General features: G+C 71.9%; 16 protein-coding genes. 5 read left to right on the top strand and 11 right to left on the bottom strand.

Features of this window, described 5'->3' with window-relative positions:
* The first annotated feature begins 100 nt into the window (after window positions 1-100).
* Together QU602_RS03870 and QU602_RS03865 are read left to right on the top strand one after the other, a co-directional pair.
* Window positions 101-1540, top strand: a complete 1440-nt coding sequence (locus QU602_RS03870; protein WP_308798871.1) for an MFS transporter — start codon at window positions 101-103, stop codon at window positions 1538-1540.
* Between the two features lie 136 nt (window positions 1541-1676).
* Window positions 1677-2330 carry an IclR family transcriptional regulator gene (locus QU602_RS03865; RefSeq protein WP_373692967.1) on the top strand — a complete coding sequence of 218 codons (654 nt, stop codon included), beginning with the start codon at window positions 1677-1679 and terminating at the stop codon, window positions 2328-2330.
* Here QU602_RS03865 and QU602_RS03860 read toward each other — a convergent pair.
* The 4 genes from QU602_RS03860 to QU602_RS03845 all read right to left on the bottom strand — a co-directional run bounded on the left by QU602_RS03860 (window position 2298) and on the right by QU602_RS03845 (window position 6930).
* Window positions 2298-4205: an FAD-binding monooxygenase gene (locus tag QU602_RS03860; protein ID WP_308798868.1), complete on the bottom strand. Its 1908-nt coding sequence runs from the start codon at window positions 4203-4205 to the stop codon at window positions 2298-2300. The genes QU602_RS03865 and QU602_RS03860 overlap by 33 nt on opposite strands.
* 126 nt (window positions 4206-4331) lie before the next feature.
* Entirely contained in the window at window positions 4332-5000 is a 669-nt protein-coding gene (locus QU602_RS03855) for a GNAT family N-acetyltransferase (protein WP_308798867.1), read from the bottom strand.
* A gap of 163 nt (window positions 5001-5163) precedes the next feature.
* Window positions 5164-5733: a hypothetical protein gene (locus QU602_RS03850; protein ID WP_308798866.1), complete on the bottom strand. Its 570-nt coding sequence runs from the start codon at window positions 5731-5733 to the stop codon at window positions 5164-5166.
* A gap of 168 nt (window positions 5734-5901) precedes the next feature.
* A complete protein-coding gene (locus tag QU602_RS03845; RefSeq protein WP_308798865.1) occupies window positions 5902-6930 on the bottom strand; it encodes an NAD(P)-dependent alcohol dehydrogenase in 1029 nt (342 codons plus the stop codon).
* A gap of 99 nt (window positions 6931-7029) precedes the next feature.
* Between QU602_RS03845 and QU602_RS03840 the strand changes: the two genes are divergently transcribed.
* Both QU602_RS03840 and QU602_RS03835 read left to right on the top strand, forming a co-directional pair.
* The gene (locus tag QU602_RS03840) at window positions 7030-7719 is read left to right on the top strand and encodes a TetR/AcrR family transcriptional regulator (protein WP_308798864.1); all 690 of its coding nucleotides are present in this window, start codon (window positions 7030-7032) and stop codon (window positions 7717-7719) included.
* Window positions 7720-7827: 108 nt separating this feature from the next.
* Entirely contained in the window at window positions 7828-8472 is a 645-nt protein-coding gene (locus QU602_RS03835; protein ID WP_308798863.1) for a M15 family metallopeptidase, read from the top strand.
* 48 nt (window positions 8473-8520) lie between these two features.
* Here QU602_RS03835 and QU602_RS03830 read toward each other — a convergent pair whose 3' ends face one another.
* From QU602_RS03830 to QU602_RS03810, 5 genes are read right to left on the bottom strand one after another with little or no spacing between them, the layout of a single operon-like run.
* Window positions 8521-9429: a 1-phosphofructokinase family hexose kinase gene (locus QU602_RS03830; RefSeq protein WP_308798862.1), complete on the bottom strand. Its 909-nt coding sequence runs from the start codon at window positions 9427-9429 to the stop codon at window positions 8521-8523.
* Entirely contained in the window at window positions 9411-9899 is a 489-nt protein-coding gene (locus QU602_RS03825; protein ID WP_308798861.1) for a Rossmann-fold NAD(P)-binding domain-containing protein, read from the bottom strand. Before QU602_RS03825 ends, QU602_RS03830 begins: the two co-directional genes overlap by 19 nt.
* 9 nt (window positions 9900-9908) lie before the next feature.
* Window positions 9909-11750: an IlvD/Edd family dehydratase gene (locus tag QU602_RS03820; RefSeq protein WP_308798860.1), complete on the bottom strand. Its 1842-nt coding sequence runs from the start codon at window positions 11748-11750 to the stop codon at window positions 9909-9911.
* Window positions 11747-13114, bottom strand: coding sequence for a family 4 glycosyl hydrolase (locus QU602_RS03815; RefSeq protein ID WP_308798859.1), 1368 nt, complete (start codon window positions 13112-13114; stop codon window positions 11747-11749). Before QU602_RS03815 ends, QU602_RS03820 begins: the two co-directional genes overlap by 4 nt.
* Window positions 13115-13140: 26 nt before the next feature.
* Window positions 13141-13980 (bottom strand): fumarylacetoacetate hydrolase family protein, encoded by an 840-nt coding sequence (locus tag QU602_RS03810; RefSeq protein ID WP_308798858.1) that lies wholly within the window; start codon window positions 13978-13980, stop codon window positions 13141-13143.
* A 70-nt stretch (window positions 13981-14050) separates the two neighbouring features.
* Between QU602_RS03810 and QU602_RS03805 the strand changes: the two genes are divergently transcribed.
* Entirely contained in the window at window positions 14051-14752 is a 702-nt protein-coding gene (locus QU602_RS03805) for a hypothetical protein (protein WP_308798856.1), read from the top strand.
* 198 nt (window positions 14753-14950) lie between these two features.
* On the opposite strand, the gene QU602_RS03800 is transcribed toward QU602_RS03805, so the two are convergent.
* On the bottom strand, window positions 14951-15631 hold the full coding sequence (locus QU602_RS03800; RefSeq protein ID WP_308798855.1) for a polysaccharide deacetylase family protein: 681 nt from the start codon (window positions 15629-15631) through the stop codon (window positions 14951-14953).
* Window positions 15628-16011 carry a hypothetical protein gene (locus QU602_RS03795; protein WP_308798854.1) on the bottom strand — a complete coding sequence of 128 codons (384 nt, stop codon included), beginning with the start codon at window positions 16009-16011 and terminating at the stop codon, window positions 15628-15630. Before QU602_RS03795 ends, QU602_RS03800 begins: the two co-directional genes overlap by 4 nt.

Raw genomic sequence — 16011 nt, 5'->3', positions numbered from 1 at the left:
CGCAGATGGCGGGTGTGTTCGAGCAGGACCCGCCATCTGCGACCGCTCGAGCACGGGTTCGCCGGGCAGCACCGGGCGCGACGGGGCTAACGTTGCATCCATGGCTCCGACCGGGATGTCTCGTGACCAGCGGATCGTGCTCTCGATCGCGGTGCTCGCGTCGTTCGTGTCGTTCCTCGACGGCACGGTCGTCACGGTCGCGCTGCCCGCGATCATGCACGACCTCGGCGGCGGGCTCACCACTCAGCAGTGGGTCGTCGACGCGTACCTGATCACGCTCGGCGCGCTGATCCTCGTGGCCGGGTCGCTGAGCGACGTGTACGGCCGGCTCCTCATCCTCCGCATCGGCCTCATCGGCTTCGGCCTCACGTCGATCGCGATCGCGGCCGCGCCGACCCCAGAGTTCCTGATCGTCGCGCGCGCCCTGCAGGGCGTCGCGGGCGCGCTGCTCGTGCCGAGCTCGCTCGCGCTCATCACGTCGAACTTCCGCGATGCGGCGCAGGCGCGCGCGATCGGCGTCTGGACCGCGCTGACGACGGCCGCCATGGTGGCCGGCCCGGTGATCGGCGGCCTGTTCGTCGACTTCGCCTCGTGGCGGTACGCGTTCCTCATCAATGTGCTGCCCATTGCGATCACCATGTGGCTGCTGGTGCGGCTCGGCCACCGCGACGTGCGACACCCCGGAGCCCGCATCGACTGGCTCGGCGCGGTGCTCTGCACGGTCGGGCTCGGCGGGGCGGTGTTCGCGCTCATCGAGCAGCCCAACCTCGGCTGGTCGCCGCTCATCATCGTGACGCTCGTCGTCGGCGTCCTCTCGTTCGCCGGATTCCTCGTGCGACAGCGGTTCGCGGCGCAGCCCATGATGCCGCTGTCGCTCTTCCGCGTGCGGAACTTTTGGAGCGGCAACGTCACGACCCTGTTCGTGTACGCGGCGCTCTCGCTGAACGGCTTCGTGCTCGGCGTCTACCTGCAGCAGGGCGCCGGTCTGCCCGCGACGCTCGCGGGGCTCGCCACGCTGCCGTCGACGATCATCATGATCGTGCTGAGCTCGCGCGTCGGCGCCTGGTCGGGCAGGATCGGGCCGCGCGTCTTCATGACGGTCGGGCCGCTGCTCATGGCCGTCGGCGCGCTGCTGCTGCTCACGGTGTCGGCCGACTTCTCGTACTGGTGGCAGGTGCTGCCGAGCGTGCTGGTGTTCGGCTTCGGGCTGACGCTGACGGTGGCGCCGCTGACCTCCGCGATCCTCGGCTCGATCGAGCCCGCCAAGTCGGGCATCGCCTCGGCCGTCAACAATGCCGTCGCGCGTGTCGCCGGCCTGCTCGTGATCGCTATGCTCGCCGCGATCGTCGGCGGGCAGCTCGACCTCGACGGGTTCCACCGCGCGGCGATCGTGACCGCCGCGCTGCTCGCCGCGGGCGGCATCGTGTCGTGGATCTGGATCCGTAAGCCGGAGGACGAGCCCGGCAGCGCCGCCTCGCTGCAGGCGGAGACGACAGAGACGGCGGCGACGACCCCCGAGGAGGCCGCCGATGGCCGGTGACGCCGACACGACACGCACCGACGCGACACGCACCGACGCGACACGCACCGACGCGACAAGCGCCGACACGACACGCACCGGCGCGACCGACGCCGACGCAGCGCCGCCCTCGCAGACGCTGTCCCGGGGCATCCGCATGCTCGAGCTGCTCGCCGACGCGCGTGAGCCGCTGAGCATCGATGAGCTCGCGAGCCGGCTCGGCGTGCACCGCTCGGTCGCGTACCGGCTGCTGCGCACGCTCGAGCATCACCGGCTCACGGTGCGCGACGCCGCGGGCCGCATCGCCCTCGGCGCCCGGCTCGCGGCGCTCGCGGCGGGCGTCGCGCACGATCTCCAGGCCGAGGCGCTGCCCGAGCTCACGAGCGCGGCGAACGAGCTCGGCATGACCTGCTTCCTCGCGGTGCTCGACGCCGACGAGGTCGTCACGCTCACGAGCGTCGAGCCTCGACACGCGATCGCGTCGGTCGCGCAGCGGCCGGGAAGCCGGCACGCGTTCGGCCTCGGCGCACCGGGTAAGGCCATCGCCGCGGCGCTGCCCGAGAGCCGGTGGCCGGGCGCGCTGGATGCCGCTCGGCGTGCCGACGTCGACGAGGCGCGCGCCCGGGGCTTCGCCATCAGTCACGACGAGGTCATCCAGGGGCTTCGCTCGACGGCGGTGCCGCTCGTGCTGCCCAGCGGCCAGCCGGCCGCCGTCGCGGTCGTCTACGTGTCGAACGCGCGTTCCGACGCGCAGATCGCCGAGCGTCTCACGGCCGCCTCACACACGATCCGCGGCGCGCTCGGCGGCTGAGCCGCGGTGCACGCCGTCGAAGAACGCGGCGAGCTCGTCGGTCGCCGTGAGCGGCAGCACGTTCGCGACGTACTGGTCGGGCCGCACGACCACGACGGCACCTCCGCGGTCGAGGCCGCGCGCCGCGAAGATGTCGTGTTCGGGGTCGGCCGCGTAGACGTGCTCGTAGTCGATGAGTTCGAAGGGGCCGCTGCGCGGCAGGAACACCGCGGGCACGGCGCCGAGATCGACCTCGGTGTGCGGCTGCTGGTACACGATCTTGACGTCGAACCAGGCGTCCGCGTCGAGCTCTTCGGGTGTCGCTGCGAGCGGCGAGTCGGGCGCACTCGCGAGCCAGTCGGCGAGGTCGGCGACGGCGGATGCCTCACCGGCACGCGCGGCGTCGGCGAAGACGTACACCCGCCAGCGGCCGTCGGCCTTCGCATGGTGTCCGAGGTGCACGGGGTTGCCGTCGCAGACGCGGGTGACCTCGGCCGACTTGAAGCGCTTGCCGATCGGGAAGCCCGTCGCGCGTGCCTGATGTGCCGCGTCGCCGACGATGAGCGACCGCGTGTACTGCGTCATGAACCCGGCCGGGAACTCGGCGGTGCGCACGTAGAACTCCTCGAGCTCGGCGGGGTCGGCGAGATCCTCGGGTTTGGTGGCCATGAGCGTCGACCACGTCCGGTCGAAGTCGATGAGGTTCTGCGCGACGACCTGCCGCTCGGCCGAGTACGTCGCCAGCAACGACTCGGGGCTGCGGCCCTCGAGCACGTGCCCGAGCTTCCACGCGAGGTTCCAGCCGTCCTGCATCGAGACGTTCATGCCCTGGCCGGCCTTGGCGCTGTGCGTGTGGCACGCGTCGCCGGCGATGAAGACGCGAGGCGTGCGGCCGCCCGAGACATCCGTCACGTCGTCGAACCGGTCGGTGAGCCGGTGACCGACCTCGTAGACGCTGTGCCACGCGACGTTGCGCACATCGAGCGTGTACGGGTGCATGATCTCGTTGGCCCTGGCGATGATCTGCTCGATCGTGGTCTGGCGCACCGCGCCGTGATCGTCGGCCCCGACCTCGCCGAGGTCGACGTACATGCGGAACAGGTAGCCGCCCTCGCGCGGGATGAGCAGGATGTTGCCGGCCTCGGACTGGATCGAGCACTTCGTGCGGATGTCGGGGAAGTCGGTGACGGCCAGCACGTCCATCACGCCCCACGCGTGGTTCGCCTGATCGCCGGCCATGTGGCAGCCGATCGCGGCGCGCACGCGGCTGCGCGCGCCGTCGGCGCCGAGCACGTACTTGGCGTGCACGACGCGCTCGCGTCCTTCGTCGGGGCCGGCGGTGCGCCGGAGCGTGACCGCGACGGGGTGGTCGCCGTGTTCGGCGACCTGCAGCCCCGTGAACTCATAGCCGTAGTCGGGGCGCACCCGCGCCGGCGAGTTCACCGCGTACTCGGCGAAGTAGTCGAGCACGCGCGCCTGGTTCACGAGGAGGTGCGGGAACTCGCTGATGCCGGTCGGGTCGTCGACGGCGCGGGCCGCGCGGTGGATGCGCGCCGGGTCGGCGGGATCGGGCTTCCAGAACGCCATCTCGGTGATGCGGTAGGCCTCGGCCGTGATGCGCTCGGCGAAGCCGAACGCTTGGAAGGTCTCGACGCTGCGCGCCTGGATGCCGTCGGCCTGCCCGATCTCGAGCCGGCCGGGGCGGCGCTCGACGAGGCGGGTGACCACGTCCGGGAACTGCGCGAGCTGGGCCGCGGCGATCATGCCGGCCGGGCCCGAGCCGACGATCAGCACGTCGACCTCGTCGGGCAGCTCGTCTGGGCGGTTCACGCCGACGCCCGCCGCGGGCTCGACCCGCGGGTCGCCGGACACGTACCCGTGGTGGTGGAACTGCACGGATGCTCCTCACTCCAGTGTGCGGTCATGCATGCGTACACCGGGTGTTCGATTATCGAACTCTCGGTTCACATATCGCGCAGCACGATGATAGGCGTGAGGATCCGCGCGGACAAGACGGCGGCGTTACCTGGATGTCGAGGCACGGCCGGGCAGCCGATGCGCGGCGACGCTCCGCGTCGGGTGGGCGAACGACTGGTCGGCGAGCAATGCGTAGGTGTGCTCGCCGTCCCCGGCCGACGCCTGCTGGAACCCCAGCCGCTCGGCGACGGCGATCGACGCGACGTTCCCGGGGTCGATCACCGCGGTCGCGATGCGCGCCTCGACCGTGCCGAACGCGAAGTCCAGCAGCACCCCGGTCGCCTCGGTCGCAAGCCCCCGGCCCGTGAATCGCTGATCGAGCACCCAGCCGACCTCGACCATGCGGGTACCGGCTCGGACCGAGCGCAGGTGCAGCGAGACCTCGCCGGCGAACTCGCCATCGACCTCGATCGCGAGGGCCAGGAAGTCGTCGGTCTGCCAGAGGCGGGTCTGGCGGGTCCTGGCCCGCAGATGTTCCCGGATCGCTCGGAGATCGTCGTTCGGCCACTGCAGATACTCGGTGGTGTCGGGCTGTCGGTGCAGGCGCAACCACGGATGGAAGTCCTCCACGCGGTACGGACGCAGACGAAGGCGGGCCGTCGTCATGACGGTGGCGTCGATGGGCTTCGGCAGCCGCGGCCCACGGAGCAGCCGCGGCTTCTTCGGCAGAAGCTTGCGGTACTCGGCCGCGGTGTGGGGAGTGGGCAGTTTCACGGCAGCTCCTCAATGGTGCGGGGAACGGCAACCGGCGGGGCTCACGGCCACGATCATCGAACGACCTCGCTGGGGTAGCGAGATTACCCGCTTCGTCGTGGCGCCACGAAGCTTCGTGGACGCCTTGCCTGCGTCGGCCGCGCTGTGCTACGGAGCGCTGAGGTCAGCGCTCGCTGAGCTCAGCGGGGAGCGCCGGGCACGCGGCCTCGGCTCCGGCGAAGCCGAACGCGGGAACACTGTTCATCGGGTTCCAACCGCCGTGCTCGGCGTACCCGTCGACGAAGGCGCGCTCGGTCGGCGGCACGGCGATCGCGTGCCCGAGGCCCTGCAAGCACTCCCGCTGCTCGGTCGAACGGTACCGGTAGAGCGTGCGGACCTGGTCGGGAGACAGCGGCCGGTCGAACAGCGGGTCGGCCGGGTACTGCGCCTCGCAGAGGTAGGTCGACAGTGTGAGCGAGGGCAGTTGCGCCTCAGCGACCTCCCCGGGCTCGACCCGCCCGTTCACGACGACGGCCCGCGGATACCCCGCCGCCCTGAGGCATGCGGCGGTCGCCTCGGGCTGCTCGAAGATGCTGACCACGCGGATCGGGTCCACCTGCGGGCGCTGGTCAGCCGGGAAACCCGTGAGCTCCCAGGCGCGTTCGGCCTCGGTCGGCAGGAGCGCGTCTCCCGATGCACTCGGCCGCGGCGGCGTGGCCGCCGCACTCGTGCACGCCGCCAGCGCAGCGCACATGGCCGCTCCCAGCACGACACCGAACCATCGCCTCCGCGCGCGCGTCTGCCGCATCTCCGCCCCCGTCCGGTCTCACACGTCGGAGGCCATTGTGCCCGATGCATCCTGATATTCGCATCCTGATATGCGATCTCGGCATAATGTGCCACCCGATCCCGGACGCCCCGATCAGGCGAGCGTGACGACGACGCTGCCGCGCTTGCGGCCCGAGTCGACGTAGCGGTGCGCGTCCACGATGTCGTCGAGGGCGTATGTCCGGTCGATCACCGGGCGGAGCACACCGTCCTCGGCGAGCGCCGCGAGGCGTGCCATGCCCGCCGCCCCCATCTCGCCACCGCGATGATCGACGACCAGACCACTCCGGCGGGCCTGCCGGCCGGCGGCCAGCATGCCGGGCAGGTCGACGATCACGAGCAGCAGCGCACCGCCGGGGCGCAGGAGGAGTGCGACGCGATCGAACGGCGCCGTGCCGACGCACTCGACGATCACGTCGTAGATCGAACCCCCGGCCGTCGCGAAGTCCTCTCGGGTGTAATCGATGACGCGGGTCGCGCCCAGGCCACGGACGAGCTCGGCGTTCCGCCCGCTCGTGACCGCGGTGACGCGCGCGCCCCGCGCGGCTGCGAGCTGCACGACGGCGGAGCCCACCGAGCCGGACGCGCCGTTCACGAGCACCTCGGTGCCTGCGACGATCGGCACGCGGTCGAGGTAGCGGAGCGCCGTATGGCCGCCGAAGATGATGGCTGCGGCCTCCTCGAACGACAGGTTCGCGGGCTTCCGCGCGACCTCGCCGGCTTCGGCGACGGTCACGTACTCGGCGTGACACCCCATGCGAACCCCGCGCATCAGGATGACCTCGTCGCCGGGCTCGTACCGCGTCACCCCTGCCCCGACCGCCTCGACGACCCCGGCGGCCTCCATGCCGAGCACGCGGAGGCGCGGCCGGAAGAGACCGATCGTCGGCGTGACGAGCAGGCGCGTCCCTCGCGGGACCCGGCGGCTGCGCAGGCGCTGATCTGCCACGCTCACGGTCGAGGCATGGATGCGAACGAGGAGTTCGCCGGGGGCCGGCCGCGGCTTGGGAGCGTCGACGAGGTGCACGACGTCGGGCGGGCCGAATCGATCGGCTCGCGCGGTGCGCATCGTCTCGGCCGTCGCATCGCCGATGGCTTCGCGGGAACGTGGCATGGTGGACATCGCGACTCCCTTACGTTGTAAGACTTACGGCGTAAGATACGGCAGTCGCGCCCGCGCGTCCAGTCCCTGGGAGAAATACCTGACGTTGTAAGGTGAAGCATGCCGCCACAGACCGCCGAACGCACGCCGCTCAGTCGCGAGCGCGTGCTGGACACCGCACTGCGGCTCGCCGATCAGCAAGGTCTCGATGCGCTCACGATGCGAGCGCTCGCGCTCGAGCTGGGCGTCGAGGCGATGTCGATCTACCATCACCTGCCGAACAAGAACGCGATCCTCGACGGGGTCGTCGAGGCGGTCTTCGCCGAGATCGAGGACGAGGTCGGCGGGTTCGCGGTGCCGGAGGCGACGGATGCCTCGACCTGGTCGGAGGCGCTCCGTGCCCGCATCCTCGGGGCTCGCCGAGTCCTCCTGCGGCATCCGTGGGCACCATGGATCATGAACGAACGCGGCGCGCCCGGCCCGACCGCCGCGCGCCATGTCGACGGCATCGTCGGCATCATGCACGCCGGAGGCATGTCGTACGACCTCATCCACCACGGCCTGCACGCGATCGGCAGCCGGGTCTACGGGTACGTCCAGGAGCTCAGCGACGACACGAACGCACCCGCGCCGGTCGAGCTCGCCCAACTCGCCGCCTTCGCCCCGAACCTCGCCGCCATGCTCGCCGAGGTCGTGCACGATGACCCCGACACGACCCTCGGCTGGTGCGACGATCAGACCGAGTTCGAGTTCGGCCTCGACCTCCTGCTCGAAGGTCTCGAACGGCGCGTGGCGGCCGAGCACCGCTGAGGGCGCCGCGCACGACCCGCAGCTCACGGCTCGCCGGCTCGCGACGTGTCGCGCGCGTATCGATTTCCCGAGACGCCCTGACAACACCGCGGCGCGTTGAGTGGGAGCATGAACCGCCGTCGTACGTTCATCCCCCGCCGCCGACGCGCCGCCCGAGGCATCCTGCTCGTGCTCCTCGGCGCCGCCGTCGTGACCGCCGGCATCTCGCTGCCCCAGGTGCTCGTCGCCGGCGCGACCGGGCAGATGAGCCCGCCGTGGCCCGGCGACCGCACGGCGGGCGACCGCACGGCGGGCGACGCCGCGACCGCCGACGCCGCGACCGCCGACGGCGCCATCGACGACGCCTTCGGGATCTCGCCGTTCGACGATGGTCACGCGGCTGTCGCGGGTCTCAGCCCCGAGCTCCGAACGGCGCTGCAGCAGGCCGCCGCGGACGCGGCCGACGACGGCATCGAGATGCGCCTCACGGGCGGCTGGCGCAGCGAGGGGTACCAGCAGCGGCTGTTCGACGACGCCGTCCGGGAGTACGGCAGCGAGGCCGAGGCCGAACGCTTCGTCAAACGGCCGGGCACGTCGTCGCACAACACCGGTGACGCGATCGACGTCGGCATGACCGACGCGTCGTACTGGCTGATGGAGCACGGCGCCGACTACGGACTGTGCCAGACCTACGCGAACGAGATCTGGCACTACGAGCTCACGGTCGCGCCGGGCGAGGCCTGCCCCACGCCGGCCGTCGACGCCGCGGGCTGAGCCCCGGGCGCGCTCTGGCGACGGCCCCTGCTCCGCTAGCGACTCCGGCTAGGTTTGCGGCTCCGGCGCGAGCCGCCCCTGCCCCGGCACGTGCGCATTCCGCTCCGCGGCCGAGACGGCGAGCGCGAGGGCGGCGTCGTACGCGTCGCCCCGGTCGAGCGCGGTGAGCAGCCCGCCGAGGAACGCGTCGCCGCTGCCCGCCGGGAACCGGCCCGGGCGACGGGTCGGCGGGGCGAGCAGCTCGGCGCCGCCGAGCAGCGCAGCGGCCCCGTACACGCCGTCGGTCACGACCGAGTCGACGCCGAGTCGCTCGCGCAGCGCGCGCCCGGCCTCTGTCGCGGTCGCGAGCGGCGCGCCGACGAGCTCCTCAGCCTCGTGCCGATTCACCTTCACGAGATCGGCGGCTCCTGCCGTGGCCCGCAATCCGGCACCCGAACCGTCGACGACGACCCGGGCCCCCGCCGCGCGCAGCTCGACGAGCAGGCCCGCGAGCTCGTCCAGCGGGACACCGCGCGGGATCGAGCCCGACAGCGCGAACCACCCACCCGGGCGCGCGGCGGCCCGATCGCGCGCGGCGCGCGCGAACGAGGCCCAGCTCGCGCGGTCGAGCTCGGTGGCCGGCTCGTAGAGATCGGTGCTGGTCGCGCCGCCGGATGCCTCGACGATCGTCAGGCACGTGCGCGTCGTGCCCGTGCCAGCGACCACCGTGGCGGGCACGCCGTCGTCGGCGAGCAGCGCGGCGACCCACTCCCCCGTCGGACCGCCGAGCACGGCGAGCGCGTGCACGTCGGCGCCGAGCCCGGCCGCCGCGCGCGCGACATTGAGGGCCTTGCCCCCCGCGACCCGCGTCACGGCCGACGGCCTGGTGATCCCACCCAGCGCGAGCGCATCGACCTCGTACGTGACGTCGAGGCCGGGCGAGAGCGCGAGTGCGACGATCACGGCCGACGCCCCCACGGCCGGATGCTGCCGAGCACGCGCCCCTCGCCGTCGGCGAGCACCTCGAGGGCCGCGACCGAGATCTCGGTCGGTCCGTGCCAGCGGGCCGAGCCGCTGGCCTCGTCGTGCCAGCCGAGCTGCAGGACGTCGCCGGGCACCGCGGGTTCGCCGTCGCCGACCCGCGCCGGATCGACCGCCGCGGTCGTCTGCACCAGCACCAGACGGCCGTCGACGGCGTCGCGCAGGCGCGCCACCGAGGCATCCGTCACCGCCGGCGCGTAGACCAACGCGACGTCCCAGCGCTCCTCGCCGAGCGCTGCACCGAGCTCATCGGCCGACGTCGCATCGACGTGCAGCCCGGCGACACCCGCGGGCAGCGGGCGTGTGCGCGCGACCGCCGTGACCGCATCGCCGCGATCCCGCAGCGCGATCGCGGCCGGCGCGAGGATTCCCGACGCGCCGACGACGATGACCCGACGAGCACGCATGAGGCGAGCCTAGAACGCCTGCGGGCCGACCGCGGCGCCGCTGCGTCCCTGCAGGAAGTCGAGGTCGAGGCCCTCGTCGGCCTGGGTCACGTGCTCGATGTACAGGCGGGTCCAGCCACGCTCGCTGCCCGGCACCGTGCGCGGCGCCCACTCGGCGCGCCGTCGCTCGAGCTCGTCGTCCGGAACGTCCATGTGCAGGGTCCGGTTGGGCACGTCGAGCGTGACGCGATCGCCCGTCCGCACGAACGCGAGCGGGCCGCCCGCGGCGGCCTCGGGCACCACGTGCAGCACGACCGTGCCGTACGACGTGCCACTCATGCGGGCGTCCGAGATGCGCACCATGTCGGTGACGCCAGAGGCGAGGATCTTGCGCGGCAGCGGCAGGTTGCCGACCTCTGGCATGCCCGGATACCCCTTCGGACCGACGTTGCGCACGATGAGCACGTCCTCGGGCACGACGTCGAGCTCTGGGTCATCGGCGTCGGCGAGGTAGTCCTGCAGCGAGTCCCAGACCAGCGCCCGCCCGGTGTGCTGCATGAGCTCGGTCGCGGCGGCCGACTGCTTGATGACCGCGCCCCGAGGCGCGAGGTTGCCGCGCAGCACGGCGATGCCCGAGCCGACGGGCTTCACGGGGTTGTCGAGCGGGCGGATCACCTCGCGGTCGAAGACCTCGGCGCCCGCGTAGTTCTCGCCGAGGCTCGCTCCCGTGACGGTGAGCGCATCGCGGTGCAGCAGGTCGCCGAGCGTCTCCGCGAAGCCGGCCGTGCCGCCCGCGTATTCGAAGTCCTCCATGAGGAACCGACCGCTGGGCATGAGGTCGGCGAGCACCGGGACGTCGCGCACGAGCGTGTCGAAGTCGTCGAGCGTGAGCTCGACGCCCACGCGCCGGGCGAGCGCGAGCAGATGGATGACCGCGTTCGTCGAGCCGCCGAGCGCGGCGTTGGCGCGCACACCGTTCTCGAACGCCTCGCGCGTCAGGATCCTCGACGGGCGCAGGTCTTCCTCGACCATCTCGACGATGCGCCGGCCGGCGAGGTGCGCGGCGGTCGCGCGCCGCGAGTCGTTCGCGGGCATCGCCGCCGTGCCCGGCAGCTGCATGCCCATGTACTCCGACACGCACGCCATGGTCGACGCCGTGCCCATCGTCATGCAGTGGCCCTGGCTTCGCGCCATGCAGCCCTCGGCCTCGGTCACGGCCGACTCGTCGATCTGCCCCGCGCGGTACGCCTCGGTGAACTTCCACACCGACGTGCCCGACCCGATGTCGGTGCCACGGTACTTCCCGTTCAGCATCGGGCCGCCCGTGATGAGCAGCGTCGGCAGATCGACCGACGCCGCGCCCATGAGATAGGCGGGCGTGGTCTTGTCGCAGCCCGCGAGCAGCACGACGCCGTCGAGCGGGTTGGCCCGGAGCGTCTCCTCCAGGTCCATGGCCATGAGGTTGCGCAACAGCATCGCGGTCGGGCGCACGATGGGCTCGCCGGCCGAGGTCGTCGGGAACTCGAACGGCACGCCCCCGGCCTGCCAGATGCCGCGCTTGACGTGCTCGGCGAGCGCGCGCAGGTGGATGTTGCAACTGGTGAGCTCGCTCCACGAGTTCGCGATGCCGATCACCGGGCGACCGCGGAACGTGTCGTCCGGAAGCCCCTCGCTGCGCAGCCACGACCGGTGCATGAACCCCGTCTTGCCCTCGGCACCGAACCACTGCTGACTGCGCAGGCCCTCGCCCCACTCGTGCGTGGGCACGCCTTCGACGCCGACGAAGGCCTCGTCGGCGGCCTCGCTCGAGCGCGCGTCGCGCTCGCGCGCCTCGCGCTCGCGCTCTTCCCTGCCGAGGTTGCGGGCGGTCACGCGAACCTCGGCAGGTGCTGCGCCTGGGCGGCGATGAGGTCGTCGGTGAGTGCCGTGGCGCGGTCGGCGTCGAAGATCGCACCGTCGGCGATCATGGCCTCGACTACGAGGTCACGGTCGCCGGTCAGCGCGGCCTCGACCGCGAGGTCGACCGAGGTGAGCCGGCGCGCGAGGATCGCGGTGAGCGGCTTGCCGAGGTCGGGGACCTCGATGGGGCGGATGCCTCGGGCGGTCGCCACACCGGGGATCTCGACGGCCGACCACTCGGGCAGACCCGGGACGAGCCCGGTGTTCACGACGTTGCAGCTGAACATGTCGCGCGAGTCGAACGTGATCGAGCGGATGATCGCGATGAGCTGCTCCTGCTCGCCGCCCGAACGGTCGAAGATCGACTGGTCGAGCGCCTCCTCGCCGAGCGCCTGGCCCTTCATCGCCTGGTACCGGTTCTCGCCCCACTCGAGGATCTCGGGCAGGCTGAACGCGTCGATGCCGAGCTGCTTGCCGTAGTACTCGCCCGACGCGAAGCGCTCCGGGAAGAACTCGACGACGTGCCGGTCGCCCGCCGCCGCGAACGCGCCGTACCTCGCGAACAGCTCCCAGGCGAACGGATTGTGCCAGGCCGTCGGGGTCTCGTAGAAGATGTTGCCGATGTCGCCCGGGTCGGGCGCCTCGGCGAGCTCGCGCTCGACGCGCTCGCGGATGAGCGGCCAGGCGTCACGGCCGTTCCACCGGAAGTCGTAGATGAACGTCAGGTGGTTGATGCCCGCGTAGAGCGTCGAGGTCTCCTCGAACGGCGCGTCGATGAGCTGCGCGAGCTCGCGCTGGATGTGGTGCATGCCATGGCAGAGGCCGACGACCTCGAGGCCGGTCTCCTGGTGGATGGCCTGCACGTTCGCGGTCATCGGGTTGGAGTAGTTGAAGAAGAACGCGTCGGGCGCGAGCTCGGCGATGTCACGCGCGATCTCGACGAGCACGGGCGTCGTGCGCAGGAGCCGTGAGATCCCGCCGGGCATGATCGAGTCGCCGACCGGCTGGAAGATGCCGTGCCGCTGCACGATCTCGTGGTCGAGCTGCCACGCCGGCCGTCCGCCGACGCCCACGCAGGTCACGATGAAGTCGGCGCCGGGCAGCACCGCACGGCGGTCGGTACTGCGGACCACCCGGATGGTGTCGCCGGCGCCGCGCGCGGCGACCATGGCCTCGGCGAGGTCGGCGGCCACGTCGAGCGCGACGGGGTCGATGTCGACGAGCCGGATCTCCCAGCTGCCGAGGTCTTCGGCGCCGATCAGGTCGGCGAGCAGGCCGCGCGTGAAGACGGCGGATCCCGCGCCGATGAGGACGAGGGTACGGCTGGCGGTGGTCATCGGACTCCTTCGAGGACTCGGCTCGGTCACGCGGCGAGGCGCGAGCGATAGACGAAGCGGTTGCGCAGCTCGCCGATGCCCTCGACGCCCGCCGTGACGATCTGGCCGTGCTGCAGGTACCTGGGCGGGGTGCGGAACCCGCCGGCGCCAGCCGGCGTGCCCGTGAGGATGAGGTCACCGGCCTCGAGCGTGACCCCGTCGCTGACGAACGCGAGGATGGTGGGCACGTCGAAGATCATCTCGGCGGTGTCGTCCTCCTGCAACAGCTCGCCGTCGACGTCGGCGTAGATGCGGTGTCCGCGGGGGTCGCCGAACTCGTCGGCGGTCACGAGCCACGGGCCGACGGGCGTGAACGTGTCGAACGACTTGCCCCTGGTCCATTGCACGTCGCCGAACTGCACGTCCCGCGCCGAGACGTCGTTCGCGACGGTGTAGGCGGCGACGTCATCGAGTGTGGCGGGCGTCGTGCCGCCGCATCGGCGCCCGATGACGAGCGCGAGCTCGGCCTCGAAGTCGACGCCCTGGGTCACGTGGTCGGGGACCTGCACGTCGCTGGTCGGCCCGGTGATCGAGGTCGCGTACTTCGCGAAGGTGAGGGGCCGCTCGGGCTGGGCGATGCCGGTCTCGGCCGTGTGATCGACGTAGTTGAGACCGATGGCGATGATCTTGCCCGCACCGGAGACCGGCGCGAGCAGCTCGTGGTCGGTCAGGTCGAAGGCGGGCCAGCCGGCGGAGGCTCCGGATCGGACCGTCGCGATCGCGGCGAGCGCGTCGTCGGGGTGGTCGGCCGGTGCAAGCCGGGTGGAGGTCTCGTCGGTGACGACGAGCCTGGGGGAACCGTCGACGACGACTCTGGCGATGCGCATGTCTCTCCTTCGGGAGTGCTCCGTCCGATCATCCTGTCACAACCACGCAGAAATGAGCAAGAATAAGCACATGCATTCAGAAATCGCCGCCGTAGTGGGTCCGGATCGCTCGACGGCCGGAGCGCCCAGCCTCGCACAGGGCGCGTACGGCGTCCGCGGCAACCTCGAGCTCCTCGCCTGCGACCGGACCGACGGGCTCTGGGTGTTCTGGTTCAACGCCGACCTCGTGACGGACCCGCTGGAGACACCGGATGTCCCGCCGGGAGCCTGGAGCGCTGGACTCTCGTTCGCGAGCGGACACCGGTACCTCGACGCGCAGATCGTGCAGTCCTCGCTCGGGCCGGACCACCTCGAGGTGCTCGCGCTCGACGAGCGGGGCGCGCTGCAGAGCTGGTACTGGTCCCCCGGGCTCGGCTTCCAGCGCCGGGCGGCGGATGCCGCGACCGACGTCTCACGCTTCACGCTGACGCACGTGGCGGGCTCGCTCGACGCGATCGTCGTCGGTCGCGACGGCGGCGCGCGGCGCCTCGTCTCCGACGCGGATGCCCCGGGCTATCCCGACCGCACATGGAACACGTCGCCCGCCGGCGAGACCGACACGCGCTCGACCCGCGAAGATCCGCGCGTGCGCGCACTGATCGTCGCCGCGGGCGAGGTCGAGGCCCAGATCGCGCCGGGGACCGCGCGCAGCGCCCGCTCGACACGCAACGGCGGCACGACGGAACTCACCTGGCGCGACACCGCAGGCCGCATCCGCCACCTCGGGCGGTGACCGCGCCAGGCCAGCGGTGCCCGCGCCGGGCCAGCGGTGCCCGGCGAGCTGACCGCGCCGGGCCCCGCGCCGGCCGGCGACCCCTGCTCAGGAAGATCGTGGCGCCACGCCGTGGCAGAGGACCCGACACGCCGCGTCCACCACGAATCTTCCTGAGCAAGCGTCGGGGCTTCGACGCCGGAGCTCGACCCGCGCGGGTCAGTTCACCCGGTGGATCATGGTGTTCGCGAACTGGTAGCGGTAGCCCGCGTCCTTGACGGCGCGATCGTGCCGCGGGCTCTGCCCGTACGACGAGCCGTGCAGCCAGACGAACGCCGGTGCAGGCTGGCCGGTGACGGCCTCGAGCTGCCGCTTCGAGCCGACGACCTCGCGCTCGATCTCCTCGTCGCTGAGCGTGGCGTCGTAGCCGACGTGGTTCGCCGAGTGCGGGAAGACGACGTGCCGCGTCGACAGGTCGGCCACCTCGTCCCAGCTCATCGCGATCCGACCGCCCTTGGTGTCCTCCTCGACGAGGGAGATCCAGTGTGCCCGTGCGAACGCCTCCTGATATGCGGGGTCGCAGTCCACGAACGACGTCGCGATCGGGAACCAGCCGGTGAGGCCGAGCTCATCGCAGAGCGGGGCGGCCACGCTCGCGGAGTTTCGGTACCCCTCGTAGAAGACGGGGATGAGGCCGGGCTTGTCCTTGTGCCAGGTGCCCGTCTCGAACAGCCGGTCGAGATCGTCCAGGGTGACCGGCGCGTAGTCGCGCGCGAAGCCCGCGAGCTCCTTCGCGAGCTCGTCGCGCGCGCCGCGCGGCGTCGAGTGGTAGTTGACCACGCGGATCAGGTGCCCGCCGCGCAGCTGCTCGCGCTGGGTGTCGAACGAGGGCAGGGTCATGCTTCCGTTCCTTCCGCCTCGGCCGCGGCCGGGGCATCCGTGATGGGCGCCGCACCCGGCGCGAAATGCGTGTACGCGAGGACCTGCATCGCGGTGATGACCGCGCCCTCGTCGTCGTTCCGCGCCCACGGAACGAGCGCGGCACTGTAGCGATCGAAGACGTCGGCGAAGGTTCGCCCCTCCTCGAGCTGCGCCACGTCCGTGTTCTCGGGGATCGCGCCGCGCTCGTCGGCGAGGCCGAGGACCATGGGGATCCCCTCCCGCTCGAGCCGGCGGTCGTGGCAGGCGCGCATGAGCCCGGTGATGTCACCGGCCTCGAGCAGCTCAGCCGCGGTGGGCTCGCCCTCGTGCGAGGACGGGCCGGAGACGGTTACGGACAT

Origin of the sequence: Agromyces protaetiae, from assembly GCF_030866785.1 — a bacterium.
In the GTDB taxonomy this organism is placed as follows: Bacteria; Actinomycetota; Actinomycetes; order Actinomycetales; family Microbacteriaceae; genus Agromyces; species Agromyces silvae.
The sequence above is the reverse complement of the archived record's forward strand: the minus strand, read 5'-3'. Positions and strand labels throughout refer to the sequence as shown.